The 15,548-nt window shown below is 59.2% G+C and carries 12 protein-coding genes; 6 read left to right on the forward strand and 6 right to left on the reverse strand.

Going from position 1 to position 15,548, the window contains the following annotated elements; translation table 11 throughout:
- Positions 1-562: 562 nt before the first annotated feature.
- Positions 563-967, reverse strand: a complete 405-nt coding sequence (locus BcanWU425_RS04190; protein ID WP_231189959.1) for a DUF1622 domain-containing protein — start codon at positions 965-967, stop codon at positions 563-565.
- 429 nt (positions 968-1,396) lie between these two features.
- Between BcanWU425_RS04190 and BcanWU425_RS04195 the strand changes: the two genes are divergently transcribed.
- Positions 1,397-2,557 carry a sensor histidine kinase gene (locus tag BcanWU425_RS04195; RefSeq protein ID WP_231189971.1) on the forward strand — a complete coding sequence of 387 codons (1,161 nt, stop codon included), beginning with the start codon at positions 1,397-1,399 and terminating at the stop codon, positions 2,555-2,557.
- A gap of 134 nt (positions 2,558-2,691) precedes the next feature.
- On the opposite strand, the gene BcanWU425_RS04200 is transcribed toward BcanWU425_RS04195, so the two are convergent.
- A complete protein-coding gene (locus tag BcanWU425_RS04200; RefSeq protein WP_231189973.1) occupies positions 2,692-3,492 on the reverse strand; it encodes a Crp/Fnr family transcriptional regulator in 801 nt (266 codons plus the stop codon).
- Between the two features lie 371 nt (positions 3,493-3,863).
- Between BcanWU425_RS04200 and BcanWU425_RS04205 the strand changes: the two genes are divergently transcribed.
- Positions 3,864-4,577, forward strand: a complete 714-nt coding sequence (locus BcanWU425_RS04205) for a PRC-barrel domain-containing protein (protein WP_204512639.1) — start codon at positions 3,864-3,866, stop codon at positions 4,575-4,577.
- Here BcanWU425_RS04205 and BcanWU425_RS04210 read toward each other — a convergent pair whose 3' ends face one another.
- Complete coding sequence (locus tag BcanWU425_RS04210) at positions 4,578-5,072, reverse strand: hypothetical protein (RefSeq protein WP_231189975.1); 495 nt, start codon at positions 5,070-5,072, stop codon at positions 4,578-4,580.
- A gap of 609 nt (positions 5,073-5,681) precedes the next feature.
- Here BcanWU425_RS04210 and BcanWU425_RS37385 point away from each other — a divergent pair.
- Complete coding sequence (locus BcanWU425_RS37385) at positions 5,682-6,254, forward strand: mechanosensitive ion channel family protein (protein ID WP_268738924.1); 573 nt, start codon at positions 5,682-5,684, stop codon at positions 6,252-6,254.
- A 1,476-nt stretch (positions 6,255-7,730) separates the two neighbouring features.
- Here the strand turns inward: BcanWU425_RS37385 and BcanWU425_RS04225 are convergent.
- Entirely contained in the window at positions 7,731-8,981 is a 1,251-nt protein-coding gene (locus BcanWU425_RS04225) for a cation:proton antiporter (protein ID WP_204512637.1), read from the reverse strand.
- A gap of 321 nt (positions 8,982-9,302) precedes the next feature.
- Here BcanWU425_RS04225 and BcanWU425_RS04230 point away from each other — a divergent pair, with 321 nt between their 5' ends.
- Complete coding sequence (locus BcanWU425_RS04230) at positions 9,303-9,533, forward strand: hypothetical protein (protein WP_204514109.1); 231 nt, start codon at positions 9,303-9,305, stop codon at positions 9,531-9,533.
- Positions 9,534-10,224: 691 nt separating this feature from the next.
- Here BcanWU425_RS04230 and BcanWU425_RS04235 read toward each other — a convergent pair.
- Positions 10,225-10,899: a response regulator gene (locus BcanWU425_RS04235; protein ID WP_085402319.1), complete on the reverse strand. Its 675-nt coding sequence runs from the start codon at positions 10,897-10,899 to the stop codon at positions 10,225-10,227.
- Positions 10,871-12,883: a sensor histidine kinase gene (locus BcanWU425_RS04240; RefSeq protein WP_231189981.1), complete on the reverse strand. Its 2,013-nt coding sequence runs from the start codon at positions 12,881-12,883 to the stop codon at positions 10,871-10,873. The genes BcanWU425_RS04235 and BcanWU425_RS04240 overlap by 29 nt, the downstream gene beginning before the upstream one ends.
- Positions 12,884-13,996: 1,113 nt before the next feature.
- Here BcanWU425_RS04240 and BcanWU425_RS04245 point away from each other — a divergent pair.
- Both BcanWU425_RS04245 and BcanWU425_RS04250 read left to right on the forward strand, forming a co-directional pair.
- Positions 13,997-14,368, forward strand: coding sequence for a hypothetical protein (locus BcanWU425_RS04245; protein WP_231189984.1), 372 nt, complete (start codon positions 13,997-13,999; stop codon positions 14,366-14,368).
- 404 nt (positions 14,369-14,772) lie between these two features.
- Positions 14,773-15,540, forward strand: coding sequence for a gluconate 2-dehydrogenase subunit 3 family protein (locus tag BcanWU425_RS04250; protein WP_231189986.1), 768 nt, complete (start codon positions 14,773-14,775; stop codon positions 15,538-15,540).
- Positions 15,541-15,548 lie beyond the last annotated feature (8 nt).

Genomic DNA, 15,548 nt, shown 5'->3' on the forward strand with positions numbered 1-15,548 from the left:
GATTGTCGGGCATACGGTGAGCCAACGGAAACGTGAGATTCATGCGGCGAAGGAAGGCCCATTGATGGCTTCGAGTGTCCATAGTAACCATGCATCCGCTGCGTCACCACCACGCCGTTCTGTGCTCGACGCGAATGTACCTATTGAGACGACCGACCAGTTGCGTATCGCGATTGATCAGGGGGGGAGCCGGGAGAAGGTCGACGCCACGGATCCTGCGGCGGCTCCGCTCGGGACAGACGACGAAGCAGGCGGATCGCCGGATAGTGCAGCTCAGGTTCGCCTAGCTGCTGCGCAAGAGGTGAGGGCTTGGCCTGGCGCGGAGCGACAGCGCAGGTCTGGCCTCGGTAGTGCATGGTGGCTTATCGGATTTTCGGTTTTGATGAGCCTTGGTATTCTCGCTTCCTTGCTTTGGGTTAGAACCTAGAACTGACGTGTTAGTCACGACTATAGGGTATTAGCGGCTCCGCAGTATAGTGCAGGTTGGCGCCGCAGCTAACCGCTTGTGCGGCGACGAATCGAGTTCAAGTTTCTGCAAGAAAGTGCCACGCCTCGCGTCCGGCTATCCGCTGGCGGCGATTAACTGACCTTTGCGACGCGGCTGTGTTAGCCCTCCCGGCGGCGGAGGGCCCGGCTGGTGCTTGGCGCGCGCCCCTCTCGGTCCTTTCCTGCCACGGAAGGGGGCTTCAGGTGCGACCTCCAAACTGAAGCTCAGGAAGGTTCTAATCAGCATAACGCCAGCAAGTACGGCCACACTCGTTGGCGTCGGAGTGACTGCGACTGTTCTAATGATGTCAGCGGCAACGAGAACCTCCAAGCCAAGTAGGATGGGCCGACCAGTGTCTTGGCGGAAGAGTCGGCCATCTGGCTGCTGCCGAAGCGCGAACAAGTACGGCCGGTTGCGACCAGCAGCCCGACGATGATCAGAAGTACACCCGCAACATTCGTAGTCTTGCCCCGCAGCCACACGGGCCCTGTCCTGCTTCAGGCCAGGGCGGTGTCCTGGTCGCCCGCGAAGCGAAGCCGGACGACGGGACCATCATGGTGCAGATCCTGACAGGACCATCCAAGTGGACAATGGCCAAGGAACGGGCGGCAACGGGTATTGCTCACCGTGCCGTTTGACCGAATCGCCGAGCAAGAGGGACCCGTCGCATGACAAAGCCGAGACCCGCGGCGTGGGCCAGCTTGCCCGACACGATAGCTCCTCCTGAGGAAACGTGCCAAGAGGCTGTGCTCGTTCTATGCTCTACGTTCTACGAGCCCTAGCCGGAGAGGCGACGATGTTTCCCTTTGATCCCTTTTTCCGTATTTTTCCGGACTGATGTTTCTGGTTATCAAAATAGTAGGCTGTCTTCAGTGATCGGTTGGTAGACGCTTAGCGGGGTACAAGGCAATGCAGCCCGAAGTCGCATCCGTTTTCATCACTGATCAGCTTGCCCTCAGGGGTGCGGTGCGTCCGCGACTTCTTCAGGAGCGGCTGCCCATGCGGGATCTCGCCCGCGCTATGATTGACAATCCGCAGCAACTGCTCCCCGTTCTCGTTGATACGGCTATGGATCAGTGCGAAGCGGTGTCTGGCGGCATGAGCCTTTATGAGACTGAGCCTGCACCTGGCATTTTCAGATGGCATCACCTTCGCGGGGACCTGCAGCAGTTCAATGGCGCGGTGACGCCAAGGTTCTACAGCCCCTGTGGCGTTACCCTTGATCAGAGGAAGCCCATTTTGGTGCAGAGGCCCGAGCGCGTCTACCAGTGGCTTCAGGACGCGAACGTCTCCTTGCCTGAATGTCTGCTCGTTCCTCTCTACAGGGGTGCAGAGGAGCCGCTTGGAACCTTGTGGCTTGTCTCTAAAGATGAAGGTCATTTCGACGCTAACCATGCCCAGATCGCAACCGAGATGGCGTCGTTTGCAGGCTTGGCACTCCGGCTGGCTGACCACGACCGAAAATTGGCGGCGGCGCTCGAGCGTCAGGAAATGCTTGTTAGGGAAATGTCGCACCGAATGAAGAACGTACTATCCGTTGTTCAGTCGCTGCTAAATATGGCGGCGCATCGCGAAAGTACGGCTCAAGAGTTAGCGCAAGCCATGGCCGGCACGTTGCAGGCGCTTTCAGCGGCGCATGACACAATGCGCACTCCTTCGGATGAACGAAACGCGCCGCGCTCAACTCTAAAGGGTCTTCTTAAGACTATACTCCTACCGTACTCAGGACACACGAGTTGGCTGGAAGGTGCTGACATCCCGATCGGCCCGAACGCAGCCAACGTGCTCGCACTCATCTTCCATGAACTCGCCACAAATGCCGCCAAATACGGCGCGTTCTCATTGCCCGGGGGAAGGCTCGACGTCGTTTGGCAGGAAGGTGATCGCGTTCGCCTGACGTGGAAAGAGAGTGGCGGCCCGCTGCTTACGGGTGAACCAAAGACCAGCGGTTTCGGATCTCATCTCGCAGCGAAAAGCATCATTGCCTTGAGGGGATCCCTGACACGCAGTTGGGGGAATAGCGGGCTAAAAGTGACGATCGATGTACCCATGGCTCAGCTGAACTCGTGACTTCGAACACAGCTTGATTCAGAGAACTGCTTTGAGGTGACAGGCATCCACACTGACGGCTTGGCTGCTTCGGTCAAGGCACCGGAGACAGATTCGCTCTGGAGTGCCGCCGCCGCAGTGTGACCAGCTTGCAATTACGAACAAATCTCTCGCGTATCGGTCGCACTTAGGGAGTTCTCATGGGCAGACAAGATCACACGATAGCAGTTGCAGGACATCTCCTTCAGGCGCGCCTTATCCACAACCTCGATGTGAGCACGGCGTTGCATGACGATGCCTCGCCCTTCCATTTCGCCCATGGTTGCTGTGATGCCAGCGCGCCGTACTCCGAGTGCCTGCGCCATGCATCGATGCGTGAGCGGGATTTCGTCAGAGGCTAACTTGTCCTGTGCAACCAACAGCCACCGAGCCAGCCGCTGTTGCAAGCTGTGTCGTGAGTTGCACGCTGCAAGTTGCGAGCTTTGGATCAGAGTAGCCTGAACATAGCGCAACAGCAATTTTTCGATTTCGGTGCGTGTCCTCACCAGTTCAATCAGTGCATCAGCTTCTATTTGCAGCGCTCTGCCCGGAACCTGAACGATGCACCGGTGAGAGGAGACACGCATTCCAAGGATCAAAGCAATGCCGATGAAGTCCTTGGCTCCGATGGTCTGGATTTCAACTGGAAGGCAATCTCCGGCCCTGGCGGTCAAGGAGGCTGCGCCGTCTTCGAGGAAGTAGGCATACTTTAGCGGGAGATTCCGCTCTTGCAACATTTGTCTCGGGGTCAGGCGTACCTCGCTGCAACGTTCAATCAGCAGGCTGCGTGATGAAGATGATAGCCGACGGATCAGATCGTTGCTTGATCGGCGGGCAGGCGGCGCTTCCTGTGCCGGTTTGAGCGATCGCGTCTGACTTGACGGCGCAAGCCCGCTTTCGAGTTCTTCCCTCAACATGATCGCCTCCGTGCGAAAACCGTTTGTCCAGATGTGGGGAGGGTGCTCTCCGTGTCACAGTCAGGCTGAAGTGAAGGTGGGTCAGGAGAAACCTGACAATCAGCAGGACCTGACCCACAGGCTTTGCGACTTCGTCTACCTGAGGCGCTCAAGCACCGGGAACGAAACGGATCGTGAGCGAAAGCATGCTGAACGCTTCGCTGGCTCGTGGGCGCATCTGCGCTTTCCAGGGAGGGCTCATCGTTGGACGCGGGCTCCCTGTGCTTGGCACGGCAGCGGACCATCTGTTGGGTGATGCGTAGAACTAGAAGCGCCGCAAGCGATTGTGAGTAAGGAGCAACGGTCGCATCTCAGGTCGCAGGAGTATTGGAATGCGTGGTAAGAGCAGGATCGCCCTCGCACTTCTTCTTGGTGCAATTGCAAACTCAGCTCTTTCCGGTATCGGACGAGCCGAGACGGCGAAGCCGGTTGGGATGGAACAGCCGGCCCAATCCCAGCAGTTCGCAAACACGGTTTATAGCGGCTACCGTGCCTCCCGCTTGCTCGGGAGTGCGGTGTTTTCGCTGAAAGGTGAGTATTTGGGGAGCGTCCGAAACGTGATTGTTGCAGACGACGGGCAGATCGTTTCCTTGGTCGTTGAGGGATTTAGAACCAAAGACGAACCGGAGTTCATCTCTCGAATTCCGTTCAAGCGGGTACTACGGCCGCTTCATGAAGGCGCTATCGTGGCGGACTTCTCCGACTTGAGGTCCCGAGAATATGGGCTCTTTTTTGATCCCGGTCGGGCGCAAGAAGAGTCACACGAGTTCTCGATCTCGAAAATAATTGGAGACTACGCGCGTTTGCAGGCAGGCCAGGGTTACGGCTATGTCTCCGATTTAGTATTCGATAGGGCCGGAAAGCTTGCGGCAATTGTAATATCTCGGGAAGCGTCTGCCGGTGGAGGCACCTATGCCTTCCCGTACCCGGGCCAGACGGGGCACTGGAGCCCGACACTAAGCTATTACGGCCTGCCTTACGTCACGGCAGATCAAGCAAACAAAGCCGGTCTGCGCCTCGACATGAAGGAGTTTCAGAACTCGTGATCACGGCGGCGGTAGATTGTTGCCCCGGTCTCCTCCGGATCCATCGCTGGCTTCACGCCGGCGGCCTCGAGCTCCTTCTTGACGCCATGTGATGCCGGCCTTGCTGGCGAGCGAGCGCGAACAGGTGACGAATTCGGCGTTGAACCGCTCGATATCCTCCGTCGGGACGATCGTGACCGGGCAGCGGCTCACGGGGTTGATCACGGTGACGGCGCGCAGGTGACCGCCTGCGATCAGCTTGCGGGTGACCTTGTCGGCGACGCGCAGCCTGTCTGCCCACCCCTCGGTGGTGAGCCGCCGATGTCGGCGCCGCGGACGAGGACGGACCTCCTCCAGGTCGGCAAGAAGGGCCATGTAGCCGCGCTGGCAGGCGAACCCGGCCATCCGCGTCGGGCGGCTGTCGAGGACCGCCCGCGTGACCTCGACCGAGCCGCAGCCAGGCCAGCCTGCGGCGCTCGGGACAGCCTGGGTGGGCCCGGCGGCCGCGACGGGCATGGCGCCATCGAGCAGGCGGACCAGGAAGGCGTCCAGGTCCTCGGGCGCGAACGTCCCGGACGGATAGGGTGGCCGGAGCCACCGCCTGAGCCAGGGAAGCGGTCTTCTCGGCATCGTTGCGTGGCGGCGAGTGGAACCCCGTGGCCTCCGCGGCGTCGTCACAGCATCTTTGATTCAGCATGAGAGCAGAGGTGGAACCCTCACACGCACCCGGGTTCAAGCTTTTCGGTGTCCCTCTGATCGGCGCGACGCCCGAAAACGCACATAAGCTTCTCTTGACGATCGGCCTTAGGATGCGTGCTTGCGCTCGGGTGGGGGCTGCGCAGAGTCGTCGCGCCGGGCAAAGACTGGTCAGTTGGCACAGAGTCCTGTTTTGGGTGCGGCAGGCGATAAACCTTCTGCTCGCTGTGACCCTCGTCCTCGGTGTGCTCTCGATCTGGTTTGATGATCCAGCGCGGCTCGGTACCGCCGCTGGCCTTCTGTCGGCGGGGCTCGCTTTTGCTTTGCAGAAGGTCATGACAGCAACGGCAGGATACTTCGTGATCCTAAGGGGCCGAACATTCAACCTCGGTGATCGCATCGTGATGGATGGGAGGCGTCCGCGGAGACGTGATCGCGCTGAGTTTCATGCAGACTACCATTCTTGAGATGGGGCAACCTCCACCCGTTCAGTCGGATTCGCCTGCAATGTGGATTAGAAGCCGTCAATATACGGGACGCATCGTGACTGTGTCGAACAGCAAGGTGTTCGACGAGCCGGTCTACAACTACACCAGAGAATTCCCGTTTATATGGGATGAGATTAAGATACCGGTACGGTACCAGGATGACCGATCAAGGGTCGAGGAGTTGCTGGTCGACGCCGCGCGGGCGCATACCGCGGGTTTTAAGTCGACGGCCGAAGAGTTCTCGGACGAAATGAAGCGCGTCTACGGTCACACAATGTCGGATTTTGATCCCCGCGTTTACTGGCGATTGACCGACAATTGGCTCGAGTTGACGCTTCGCTTTCTCGCTCCAATCCACGGTGTTCGCGAGCTGAAGGACGCGATCAGCCGGGACATCTTGTCGGGCCTCGATGGCGAAGGAATTTCCGTGGCTTCTGCGACCTACGACGTCGTTGGAATGCCAACTTTGCGGATCTCGGCAGATGCTCGCCCAGGGGCCCCGCCTGCTTCTTAGCACGCCAGATCCGCATCGTTGCGTTGCGGGTAGGGTGGCGTCACAGGGCGCCCTGACCCACGACGCGGATCGGGATGATTAGTACCAAACACGAGAGCGCAGCGACCATTGCAGCGCGGATGAGCGCGTGCCAGCAACAGGCAAATTTAGCCGTACAGTAGCTTCCCAGCAAAGTGCCTGTCCGGCGCGTTCCTCCGATGAGTGAATGTGCGGGCACTTCGCTAGAAGCGCGGTGCATCACCAACGATGATACGCGCGGATGACCCCGTGATGATGATGATGCCGGTGGTACCTTGGCGCCCAACCGTAGCTATGACGCCAAGCGTGTGCGTGCCGGACGGTATATCCCCACGGCCGCGGCGCGGACCAGCCGTAGCTATAGCGCCAAGGCCGAGGCCCCCAAGCGTACGGTCGCGGTCCCCAGCCATAGCCTCCCCAGTAAGGCGTATAGGCGTATGCTGGATAATACCCACCGTAACTGTACTTGTACCGGAAGCCGTAGTACGGCGGTTCATAATAGTAGGGAGCCGCGATGGCGGAGCCTATCAACGCTCCTGCAAGTAGTCCCGCGCCGATCCCCCAGCCGCCACGCCAGCGAATCTGCGTGAGATTATCCTGCACTGTGGACGTGTGCTGCGTCGGGCTCGCGGCAGCCGAGAGCGCGGTCAAGGGTGCAGCCTGGCTACTGCCCACCGGAGAAATCGCGACGAGGCCGGTGAGAGAAAGCGCAATTGTAAATCTCCGCATCTGTGGCTCCTGTAGCTTCAGAATGCGGTCTCAACTTGAGCCTGCTATCTTGGTTTCTCGCGTCAAGAGTTTAGGACACTTTGTCGCGCCGAGTGCCCGGCCAGAGTCGCGAGTGTACGACACCGTACCAACTGAGAGGACACCGATCATGGCCCGGCAACGATCAACCCAATCAAGAGAGTGCTCAAACCGGTTTGGGAGAGTATCCTAAGTGCGGGCGGCAGCGAGACCGTTGGTTTCTGAATCCATCGTGCGATGACATTTTCATCCAACAGCTAGATCGTCAAAGCAAGAGAGCGATCCAAGCGGCAAGGGCTGGAGACTGTGCCAGAGCCACAAGGATCGCCGGCGCTGCGCGCCTGCAAGTGCCCCGATGCAAGTTCAGCAGGGCCGCAGATAGTGGCAGGGGCAAGCCGATGAGGAGGACCCATCCAGGAGCAGGCCGCACGATCAGCATGTCGACAGTTGTCCGAGAAACCAGAGCTTAAGCGTAGCCACGGAGCTCTCCATCAACTTCGCGGCCGCGAGGTCGCCACGCCGTTTTCAGGTGAAGCGCCATCGGGCCGGCGCGGCAATGGCGGTCCGCTCTGCCTCGCCCCGCCTGAACGATATAGTCGGCGTCCTAACCAAACGCGCGGTCGCAGATGCTGGCATCGACAGCTGCGAGGATTGAACCGGGTAGAGCGAGCGCGTCTAGCCCCGCGCTTTAACGACAGTTCGAGACGAGACTTATTGTCCGACCGTCCGCTTTGCCACCCAGCCTAGAGTCGAGCCTTGGATGATGATGCTGAACAGGACCACCCCATAGGTTGAGGCGAGCATTGCGGCCTTGGCCGGGTTATCCGGCATGGACAGGGCGAGTGCAACTGAAATTCCGCCTCGGACGCCGGCCCAGGTGAGAAAAGGCGCGTTGCGCAAGGAGAGCAGCCGAGTCCATCCGAACAGAAATGGTTGAACCGAAACAGAAACAAAGCGGGCGAAGAGAACGATTGGCACCGTCGCTGCTGCCAGACCGAGGCTGCGAGGATCGAAGCGCAGTATCAACGTCTCGAGCCCGATGAGCAGAAAAAGGACCGAGTTGAGAATTTCGTCGACGAGAGTCCAGAGCGCGAACAGATATCCTTGTGTCCGCTCGCTCATTGCGTATCGAGGTCCTCGGTCGCCGATGAGTAGGCCCGCGGCGACCATGGAGAGCGGGCCACTGACGTGCAGATGCAGCGCAAGTGCGTAGGTCCCAGTGACGAGGGCAAGCGAGATCAGCACCTCGATGGCGTAGTCGTCGATGAGCCGCATCGCGCGATACGCAACATAGCCAGTCAACAAGCCCAACATTATTCCTCCACCAGCTTCGCGAACGAGTAACTCAGCGACATCGGCGGCCGAAACCTGACCGCCGTCTCCGGTGCGCGCAAAGCGAAGCATGATCGTGAACAGAACAATCCCGACGCCGTCGTTGAACAATGCCTCGCCTTCCGTCTCGATCTGCAGTTCTTTGGGCACTTTGGTGTTGCGAAGCGTACTCAGGACGGCAACGGGGTCAGTCGGGCTGATCAGTGCGCCGAACACGAATGCCCAAGCCAACGATACGGGTAGGTTCAAAAGGCCGCAGATGAACCAGAACATCAGGCCTACGAGGACGGTTGAGATTGAGGTGCCTAGGACGGCCAGAATAAATACCGGAATGGCGCGGCTTCTGAGTGTGTCCAGATCTACGTGCAACGCGCCGGCGAACAGCAGAAATGCAAGCATCCCATTCACCACGACTTCGGCAAAGTCGATCTGCCGGAGCCCATTGGCAAGCTGGTCTAGTAGTTGAATCGTCGGAAACGCCGCATCCAAGCCGATCAGGAGCAGTGACGTCAGGACGCTCATCACGAGAAGACCTACGCTGCGGGAGAGCGGCAGGAACTTGTGATTGAGCCAGCCGAAGACGGCACACAATGTAAGCAGAACGGCAGCGATATCCATCAGCGAAAGCACGACAGGCTCCCTTGTGCTCTGGCGAGAGTGCCTGTTCACTCCCTTCCATTAAGGCCGCTGTTCGCTCTACTCATTGAGGGCAGTGCGTTCGAGATGGCGACTTTTGAAACGTTAATAATCAAAAGCAACTTCCGCAGTTCCTGCGGGACATGTAAGCGGACTAGGATGCGCCTCAATCCCAACCCGTCTCCGCGACCGAGTCAGCCGTCGATTCTGCATCTGCGGCGAAAGATCGCGACGACGATTGTCAGTATCGTCGTTCACTCCGCATTCATTGGACCGACCTAGAAGTGCGGAGGGGGCGTACGACAAGGAAAAACTATGAAGAAAATCGCCTATGGATTTGCGGCCGCTGCTATGCTTGCGGGCACTCAGTTCTTGGTTCCTGCCAATGCGATGATGGCGCCACCGGTCGGCGCCGCGGCAACATCCGAGACGATGCAGGCTGGCTATCACTATCATCATCATCGGAGGGTCTGCACCGTGCGGACCGTAGTCACCCGCGGCTATCATGGTCGGCGTATCGTCAAGCACGTGCGTGTCTGCCGATAAACGCAAACTTGGAGGGCCGTCGATCGAGGCGGCCCTCACCTTGCATAAGAGCAATCTTTGCGCAGTGAGATGGGTGCGCCGCACGTTACATCGGAAGCTGACGCTCAAGAGTCCGGGAAAATCGACGTGCCGCGATCTCCAGCGCCGCGATACAAAGAGCCGTGAACAACATACCGAGGACCAGGAGCACCACGACTGTATCCATGATCGAGCGAGTTCCTGCAAAGGATCGGGGCGACGAATCTGACTTCGTCATTCCTCGATGTCGGTTGCCACACGCCTATTGCCGTCAAGCAATCGCGTATGCCGAGAACAGAAGGCAGGTGAGATAGATGCAAGCGAGGCAAATGCCAGCGGTTCTCGCCGTGCGGGCATCTAGCCGCGAGCTCGTTCGAGTGGCGAGCCCGGGCAGTTTCTCATACTGTGCAAAGAGCTGGCGGCCGGCACGTCCTCGAAAAAGTACATTTCTCATGTGTACCTCCACACAAACCTGATCCGATCCAACAAGGTGCGGAGCGCAGAAGCCGGAAAGAACGGTGTTCCGGTCGGCGATCCGCGTTGGTTCTCTCGTCCGCTTCACGCAAGATAGTGGACGGCGTCCTATGGGGCAGTCAGGAGATGAGCGGGGCTTGTCGGGATAATCCTGACGTCCGCACGCCACGCGCGGCCGTTTGGCCCACCTACTTCCCGCTCAAACTTGATCCGCACTCTTTCCCGAATGGCTCAACCAGCCAAGGGCCACGCCGTAGCGCACTATGTCGGCACGCGTGAACAGTCCGAGCTTTTCGACCGCCCTGGCCTTGTAAGTTTCGACGGTCTTGATGCTGATGCTTAGCTGAGTGGCAATTTCCTTGTTGCTGAATCCTTGTGCGATGAACCTGAGGACCTCACTCTCGCGCGGTGTCAGCTCGCCGGCTGTGGAAGCGCCGGAAGACGAGTGGGCGCCCTGCGCGGATGGAAGTGCCTTCTCCGCTATTGCTGGATCCAGATACAAACCACCTCCAGCGATCGCGCGAACTGCGCGCTCGAGTTCGTCGGCCGCAGAGCGCTTCAGCAGATAGCCGCGAGCTCCCGCTTGCAGCATCGGCTGAACGTAGGCGTGATCCTCGTGCACGGTCAGCGCCAGAAGACGAACTTGAGGAAGCTGCGTCGCTAGGGTACGAGCAACTTCGAGGCCACTGATACCGGGAAGTGAAATGTCCAGGATGGCAATGTCCGGTGTGGCCTGGCGAATGATGTCTAGGGCTGCCTGTCCATCCGTTGCTTCCCCGACGATCTCGATGTCATGCACGTCCTGAAGCAACGCCTTCATTCCGGCCAGAACAAGCGGATGATCGTCAGTCAACGTGATCCGGATCGGGCACATAGCCCATCTCCTCTATTGGCACCGGTATTCTCATGAAAAGAGAGGTGCCGTGCCCGGGTTCAGATTCAATCGCCAAAGATCCACCGAGCAGCGTGAGGCGCTCCTCGATGACGGACAGGCCCAATTTTGCGTGGCGGCTCGCACCCTGCGAGAATTCCTGAAAGTCGAAGCCGTTCCCGTCGTCTTCGACGACGATCCTAAGCTCAGCTGTGCGTCGGTCGACAACCACGCTGACGTTTCGAGCTTGCGCGTGTTTGATCACGTTGTTCACGGCCTCCTGGACGGCGCGGTAAACCGCGATTTCGACGTCCTGGCCGAGACGATCTCTTCTTCCCAGAGGCTGAAAATCAACGGTGATCCCGAACCGGCGCCGGATCTCCGCGCAGAATGCCTCCAGCGCCTTGTAAAGTCCCAGGTCATCAAGGGCGGTCGGGCGCAGGTCAGAGGCGATTTGATGGATATCGCGCCCAATCCCTCTCGCGAGTCCTTGCAACCAATTGAGCCTCTCCAATCCGAGCTTGCGTTTGGGGCTCGTGCCGAGAAGCGGCTCCAGGTTCTTCAGACCGAGAAGTAGACCTGTGACCGTCTGGCCGATCTGATCGTGAAGCTCTCTTGCGATTCTACGGCGTTCATTTTCTTCCGCTTCGGAAAGACGTCGAAGCAGTTGCTGTCGCTCCAGCTCGGCTCGCTTGGTCTCGTCGATATCCAGAATGACGCCATATACGACGTCCAAGTTCTTATCATCGATGCGAGACAGCCGCCCGCTGGCCCGCAGCCACCGGCTCTGAGGCGGGGCGGTCCGGAAATCGGCAATCGCCACGTTTCCCGAACGGCAACTCAGCAAGGAAGCCTCAAAGTTCCGCTGGTCGGCGGGATCAATACAGCTCAGTATCCGATCCATCGGAAGGATCGTATCTCCTTCGGAGCGCGAACCGTCTATCCGGAGCATCTCCCGGGCGCGGGGCGACACGATCGCTTCTCTGCTCGCGAAATCACAGCTGAACACGCCGAGATCTGCGGCATCGATCGTCAGCCTCCGTCGCTCTTCACTTGCGCTGAGTGCCAATGCTGCCTGCGCCTCTTGCTCGCGCCGGCGAAGCGAAATGTCGCGTATGGTGTACCAGGCCAAAGTCAGAGCCAAGACGAAGCTCAATACCCCACCCCCGGCAAGGAAAATGGCTGAGCGCTGGACGGGACCATTAAGTTCCTGCGTCGGTATTCCGAAATGGACCGACCATCCGCTGGTTCCGGGGATGACTTTGTAGATCGAGTCGACTTGTTCGCCGGCAGGCGTGGTTTTGACGTAGCTTCCTTCTGGCGCTGAGGCTATCGCCTGGCGGACCGTAGCGCTGGCAGATTGTCCCAGTTCGGATTGTTCACCGAAGGTGCGGGCGACGATGTTCCCCTTGGCATCGACCACGAAACCCACCCAGCCGGCCGGGGCTCCTGCGCTCTTCAAAATCTGGCTTATTGCATCAGGCACCAGGGCCACCGTGAGTACAAACTTCAATTGCTCATCGCGCTCTACAGGGGCTCTGACGGCCACCACGCGTTTGCCGGTGATGGGACCACGTGGCCCAATTCCGCCGATTGCTGGCTTTCTCGTTTTCAGAATTTGTTCGAAGTTCTCTCGGTCGGCGGTGGCGCGCATCCCATCTCCGAGCGGACGGCTAACATCCAGAACCTGATTTCCGTCGGGATCGACGAGCTGAATCGTCTGCCAAAGAGGACGTGCTTCGTTGACACGCGTCGCTTCGCGATAGAACGCGTCAAGGTCCGGCTTGTCGAGTGTTGCGGAAGCCGCGACGGTCTCGGCGATCTCGAGCTGGAGGCTGATCTCGGAGGCAAGCCGGTTGACGACGCTATCGAGCGTCTCCACGGCGGCAGCCTGAGAGCCCCTGCGCTGCTGCTGCGCGTTCAGGAAAACGACCCAACCCGCAAAAAGCGCAAGAGGCATCGCTGCCGCGATGAAGACGAGGATCAAGGGGCGGCGGGCTGCGCGCCGGGAGATTGAGGTGGGGGCCTCCTTGCGGGTGGGTATCAAAGACAGCAAAACGCCCACGTGCTGGCACTTCCTCGATGTTTTCTGCGTCAGGTTTTTCCCGACAGGACTAACGGACGCCCCGACTCCCAGCATCGCTCGATCCGTCCCATCGTACAGGCAATCATTGTTGCGGTCTAGAATCGGGAATTGACATGGAACATCAGCATTGCCGCTGCTGCCGAGCGAAGGAGATCGTAGAGACGGAAATGTCATCGCAAGAAATCAAAGTCCGAACCGATATCGAGGTGCTGGTTGGGGCCTTGGAAGAGGCACAAAGGCTTCTTGCGGCTTACGAGAGCCCTTGCTGCAATGGTACCAGGGACGACATTCTCGCTATGCTCGAGTTCATCATATGCGACCCTTCCGTGAGAACTGCGCTGCTTCGTCAAAGGATGCGCAGCCGCCCTAGGGGATAGGTTTTGCGCGAGAGCGCAGCTCCCAACCAAACGAAACTCCCGAGCGTGCTAAAACGGGCGACACTTTGTATCCGTTCTTTGCCACTGTGTTTGTGATCGACGCGTCCAGAGTTTTGCTGCGTGGCGCCGCGTGCGCATCCGTCTACTTTCAACCCGCGCCTGATCACGTTCAATCTGATCGCGCTTTCCCTCGTCAGTAAGAACGTGCGGCCGGCGGGTGAAGGCTCCGACTGTGAGTGCGGCATCGGTAGTGGCCTAGCCGAGGCCGCTGGGGTATCAACGTCAGCTGACCCTTAATTCACCGGGGCATGCTGCTAAAAGCGATTATCTTCGGCCCACGCGCAGCAGCGTGCTCCATGACGAAACTCGGTGGCCCTCGAAAATCGTCAAGAGAGGTGCCCTCGACAAGAAGCCATACTCTGCGTCTGATCGCAGCTCCCACCTCCCCGGATGGGAGGCGCTCAGGACGGTTGTGCGCCAGAGTACAAACCGCCTCATGGGTCGGGAGCGCGAGGTCGTACCATCTGTGTTCGCTGACGTACCGACCTTTATTCGGCGTCGGCCCTAAGTCTCGGAACGTAGTAGCCGCGCGTTAGCTATATGGATGTTAAATCCTCCAAGTTGGAAAGGTCATCACATGAACAGGATGCTCATTGCGGGGTCGGCCGTCGCGCTGATGGCGCTGGCGAACCCCGCCGCCGCACAGAACGCCACGAACGGATCTCAGGCCTCATCACAACCTTCCAGTAACTCGAACCAGAATCTTGCCGCGGCGCAAAAGATCCAGCAGGATCTGCAGAAGGCCGGCTTCACCGACGTCAAGGTCGTAGCCGAATCCTTCGTCGTGCAGGCCAAAAGCAAGGACGGCAATCCGGTGCTGATGACAATCGGCCCGCATGGAATGTCGGTTTTCGAAGCCATGAACGTGAATCCGCCCGATTCCAAGTCGGGCAGCTCATCTCAAGGGACCACAGGCTCGAATTCGTCCCGGCAGGGCACTTCCAAATAGAGGCGAGACGCCGGAGTGCGCGGTCGGAAGGAACACGACATGCAGCGGTTGGCGAGGCAAACTGTCCGAAATAGTCCGGGAAAACGCCGGCGTCGCGGTCGCGACGTACAGCTCGCCTCGCTTCCGGAGCGGTTGAAGCAACTAGCGGACCGCGCAAAACGGGAGGCTGCTGAACTGCCTCCCGGCGACGAACGGGAGAGCTGTCGTCTCAAGGCAGCTCAGGCGGAGAACGTGTTGGCGTTCGTACGTTTGCTGCAAAGGCAATCTTGAGCTTACCAGATGGTGCGGGACCGTACCAACCTTCGGTCAAGCCGCCGCCTACGGTGCGAACCCGCGGTTATCGTAATCCGTTGGTGGCTTCTCGTAAGTTGTTGATGCCTTCACAAAAGTAAAGGGGGCGCGCGATGGCGACGACTGAACGATCGGCGAGTCCTGGCGTCAACCGCCGCGAGCTACTCACCGCCGGAATTGTCGCTGGATCCTCCCTGGCGATTTCTTCCCGGACGGCGGAGGCCGACACCATCTCGCAGCAGGTCCCCTGGGCGCCGGGCGAAGCCAACAGCCCGGCGCCAGTTGCCACCGGCGGCTATCAGTTTTTCACTCAAGACGAAGTTGCCTGGGTGGATGCAGTTGTTTCCCGATTGATCCCCAAGGACGAGCTAGGACCGGGCGCGCGGGAGATTGGCGTCACGGTCTTTATCGACCGGCAGCTTGCAGGAGCGTACGGCCGAGCCGAGCGCTGGTACATGGGGGGCCCTTGGGCAAAGGGCACGGAAACTCAGGGTTATCAATCACGGATGGCGCCAGCCCAGCTGTATCGAGCCGCAATCAAAGCAGTCGATGGCTATTGTCGAACCGAGTTAGGCGGAAAGGCTTTCGTGGACCTTGGCGCGGAGCAGCAGGACAAGGTGCTCGGAGACCTCGAAGAGGGAAAAGCAAAGCTCGAGCAGGTCGATGCGAAGGCATTTTTCAAGCAGCTCCTCCTCAATACCCAGGAAGGATTCTTCGCAGATCCCTTGTACGGCGGAAACAAGAACATGGCAGCCTGGAAGATGATCGGCTTTCCGGGCGCGCGATACGATTACCGTGACTTCGTCAGTAAGCACGGCCAGCGCTACCCATTACCGCCGGTGTCACTCTATGGCCGTCCCGATTGGACTCCAAAAGGATAGGGAGACCT

This window comes from Bradyrhizobium sp. WU425 (assembly GCF_021052305.1).
In the GTDB taxonomy this organism is placed as follows: Bacteria; Pseudomonadota; Alphaproteobacteria; order Rhizobiales; family Xanthobacteraceae; genus Bradyrhizobium; species Bradyrhizobium canariense_D.

Coding starts and splice junctions, on each gene's coding strand:
- BcanWU425_RS04235 (WP_085402319.1), bottom strand. CDS start 10,899: ATGTGCCCGATCCGGATCACGTTGACTGACGATCATCCGCTTGTTCTG.
- BcanWU425_RS04205 (WP_204512639.1), top strand. CDS start 3,864: ATGCGTGGTAAGAGCAGGATCGCCCTCGCACTTCTTCTTGGTGCAATT.
- BcanWU425_RS04200 (WP_231189973.1), bottom strand. CDS start 3,492: ATGTTGAGGGAAGAACTCGAAAGCGGGCTTGCGCCGTCAAGTCAGACG.
- BcanWU425_RS04230 (WP_204514109.1), top strand. CDS start 9,303: ATGAAGAAAATCGCCTATGGATTTGCGGCCGCTGCTATGCTTGCGGGC.
- BcanWU425_RS04245 (WP_231189984.1), top strand. CDS start 13,997: ATGAACAGGATGCTCATTGCGGGGTCGGCCGTCGCGCTGATGGCGCTG.
- BcanWU425_RS04195 (WP_231189971.1), top strand. CDS start 1,397: ATGCAGCCCGAAGTCGCATCCGTTTTCATCACTGATCAGCTTGCCCTC.
- BcanWU425_RS04210 (WP_231189975.1), bottom strand. CDS start 5,072: ATGCCCGTCGCGGCCGCCGGGCCCACCCAGGCTGTCCCGAGCGCCGCA.
- BcanWU425_RS04250 (WP_231189986.1), top strand. CDS start 14,773: ATGGCGACGACTGAACGATCGGCGAGTCCTGGCGTCAACCGCCGCGAG.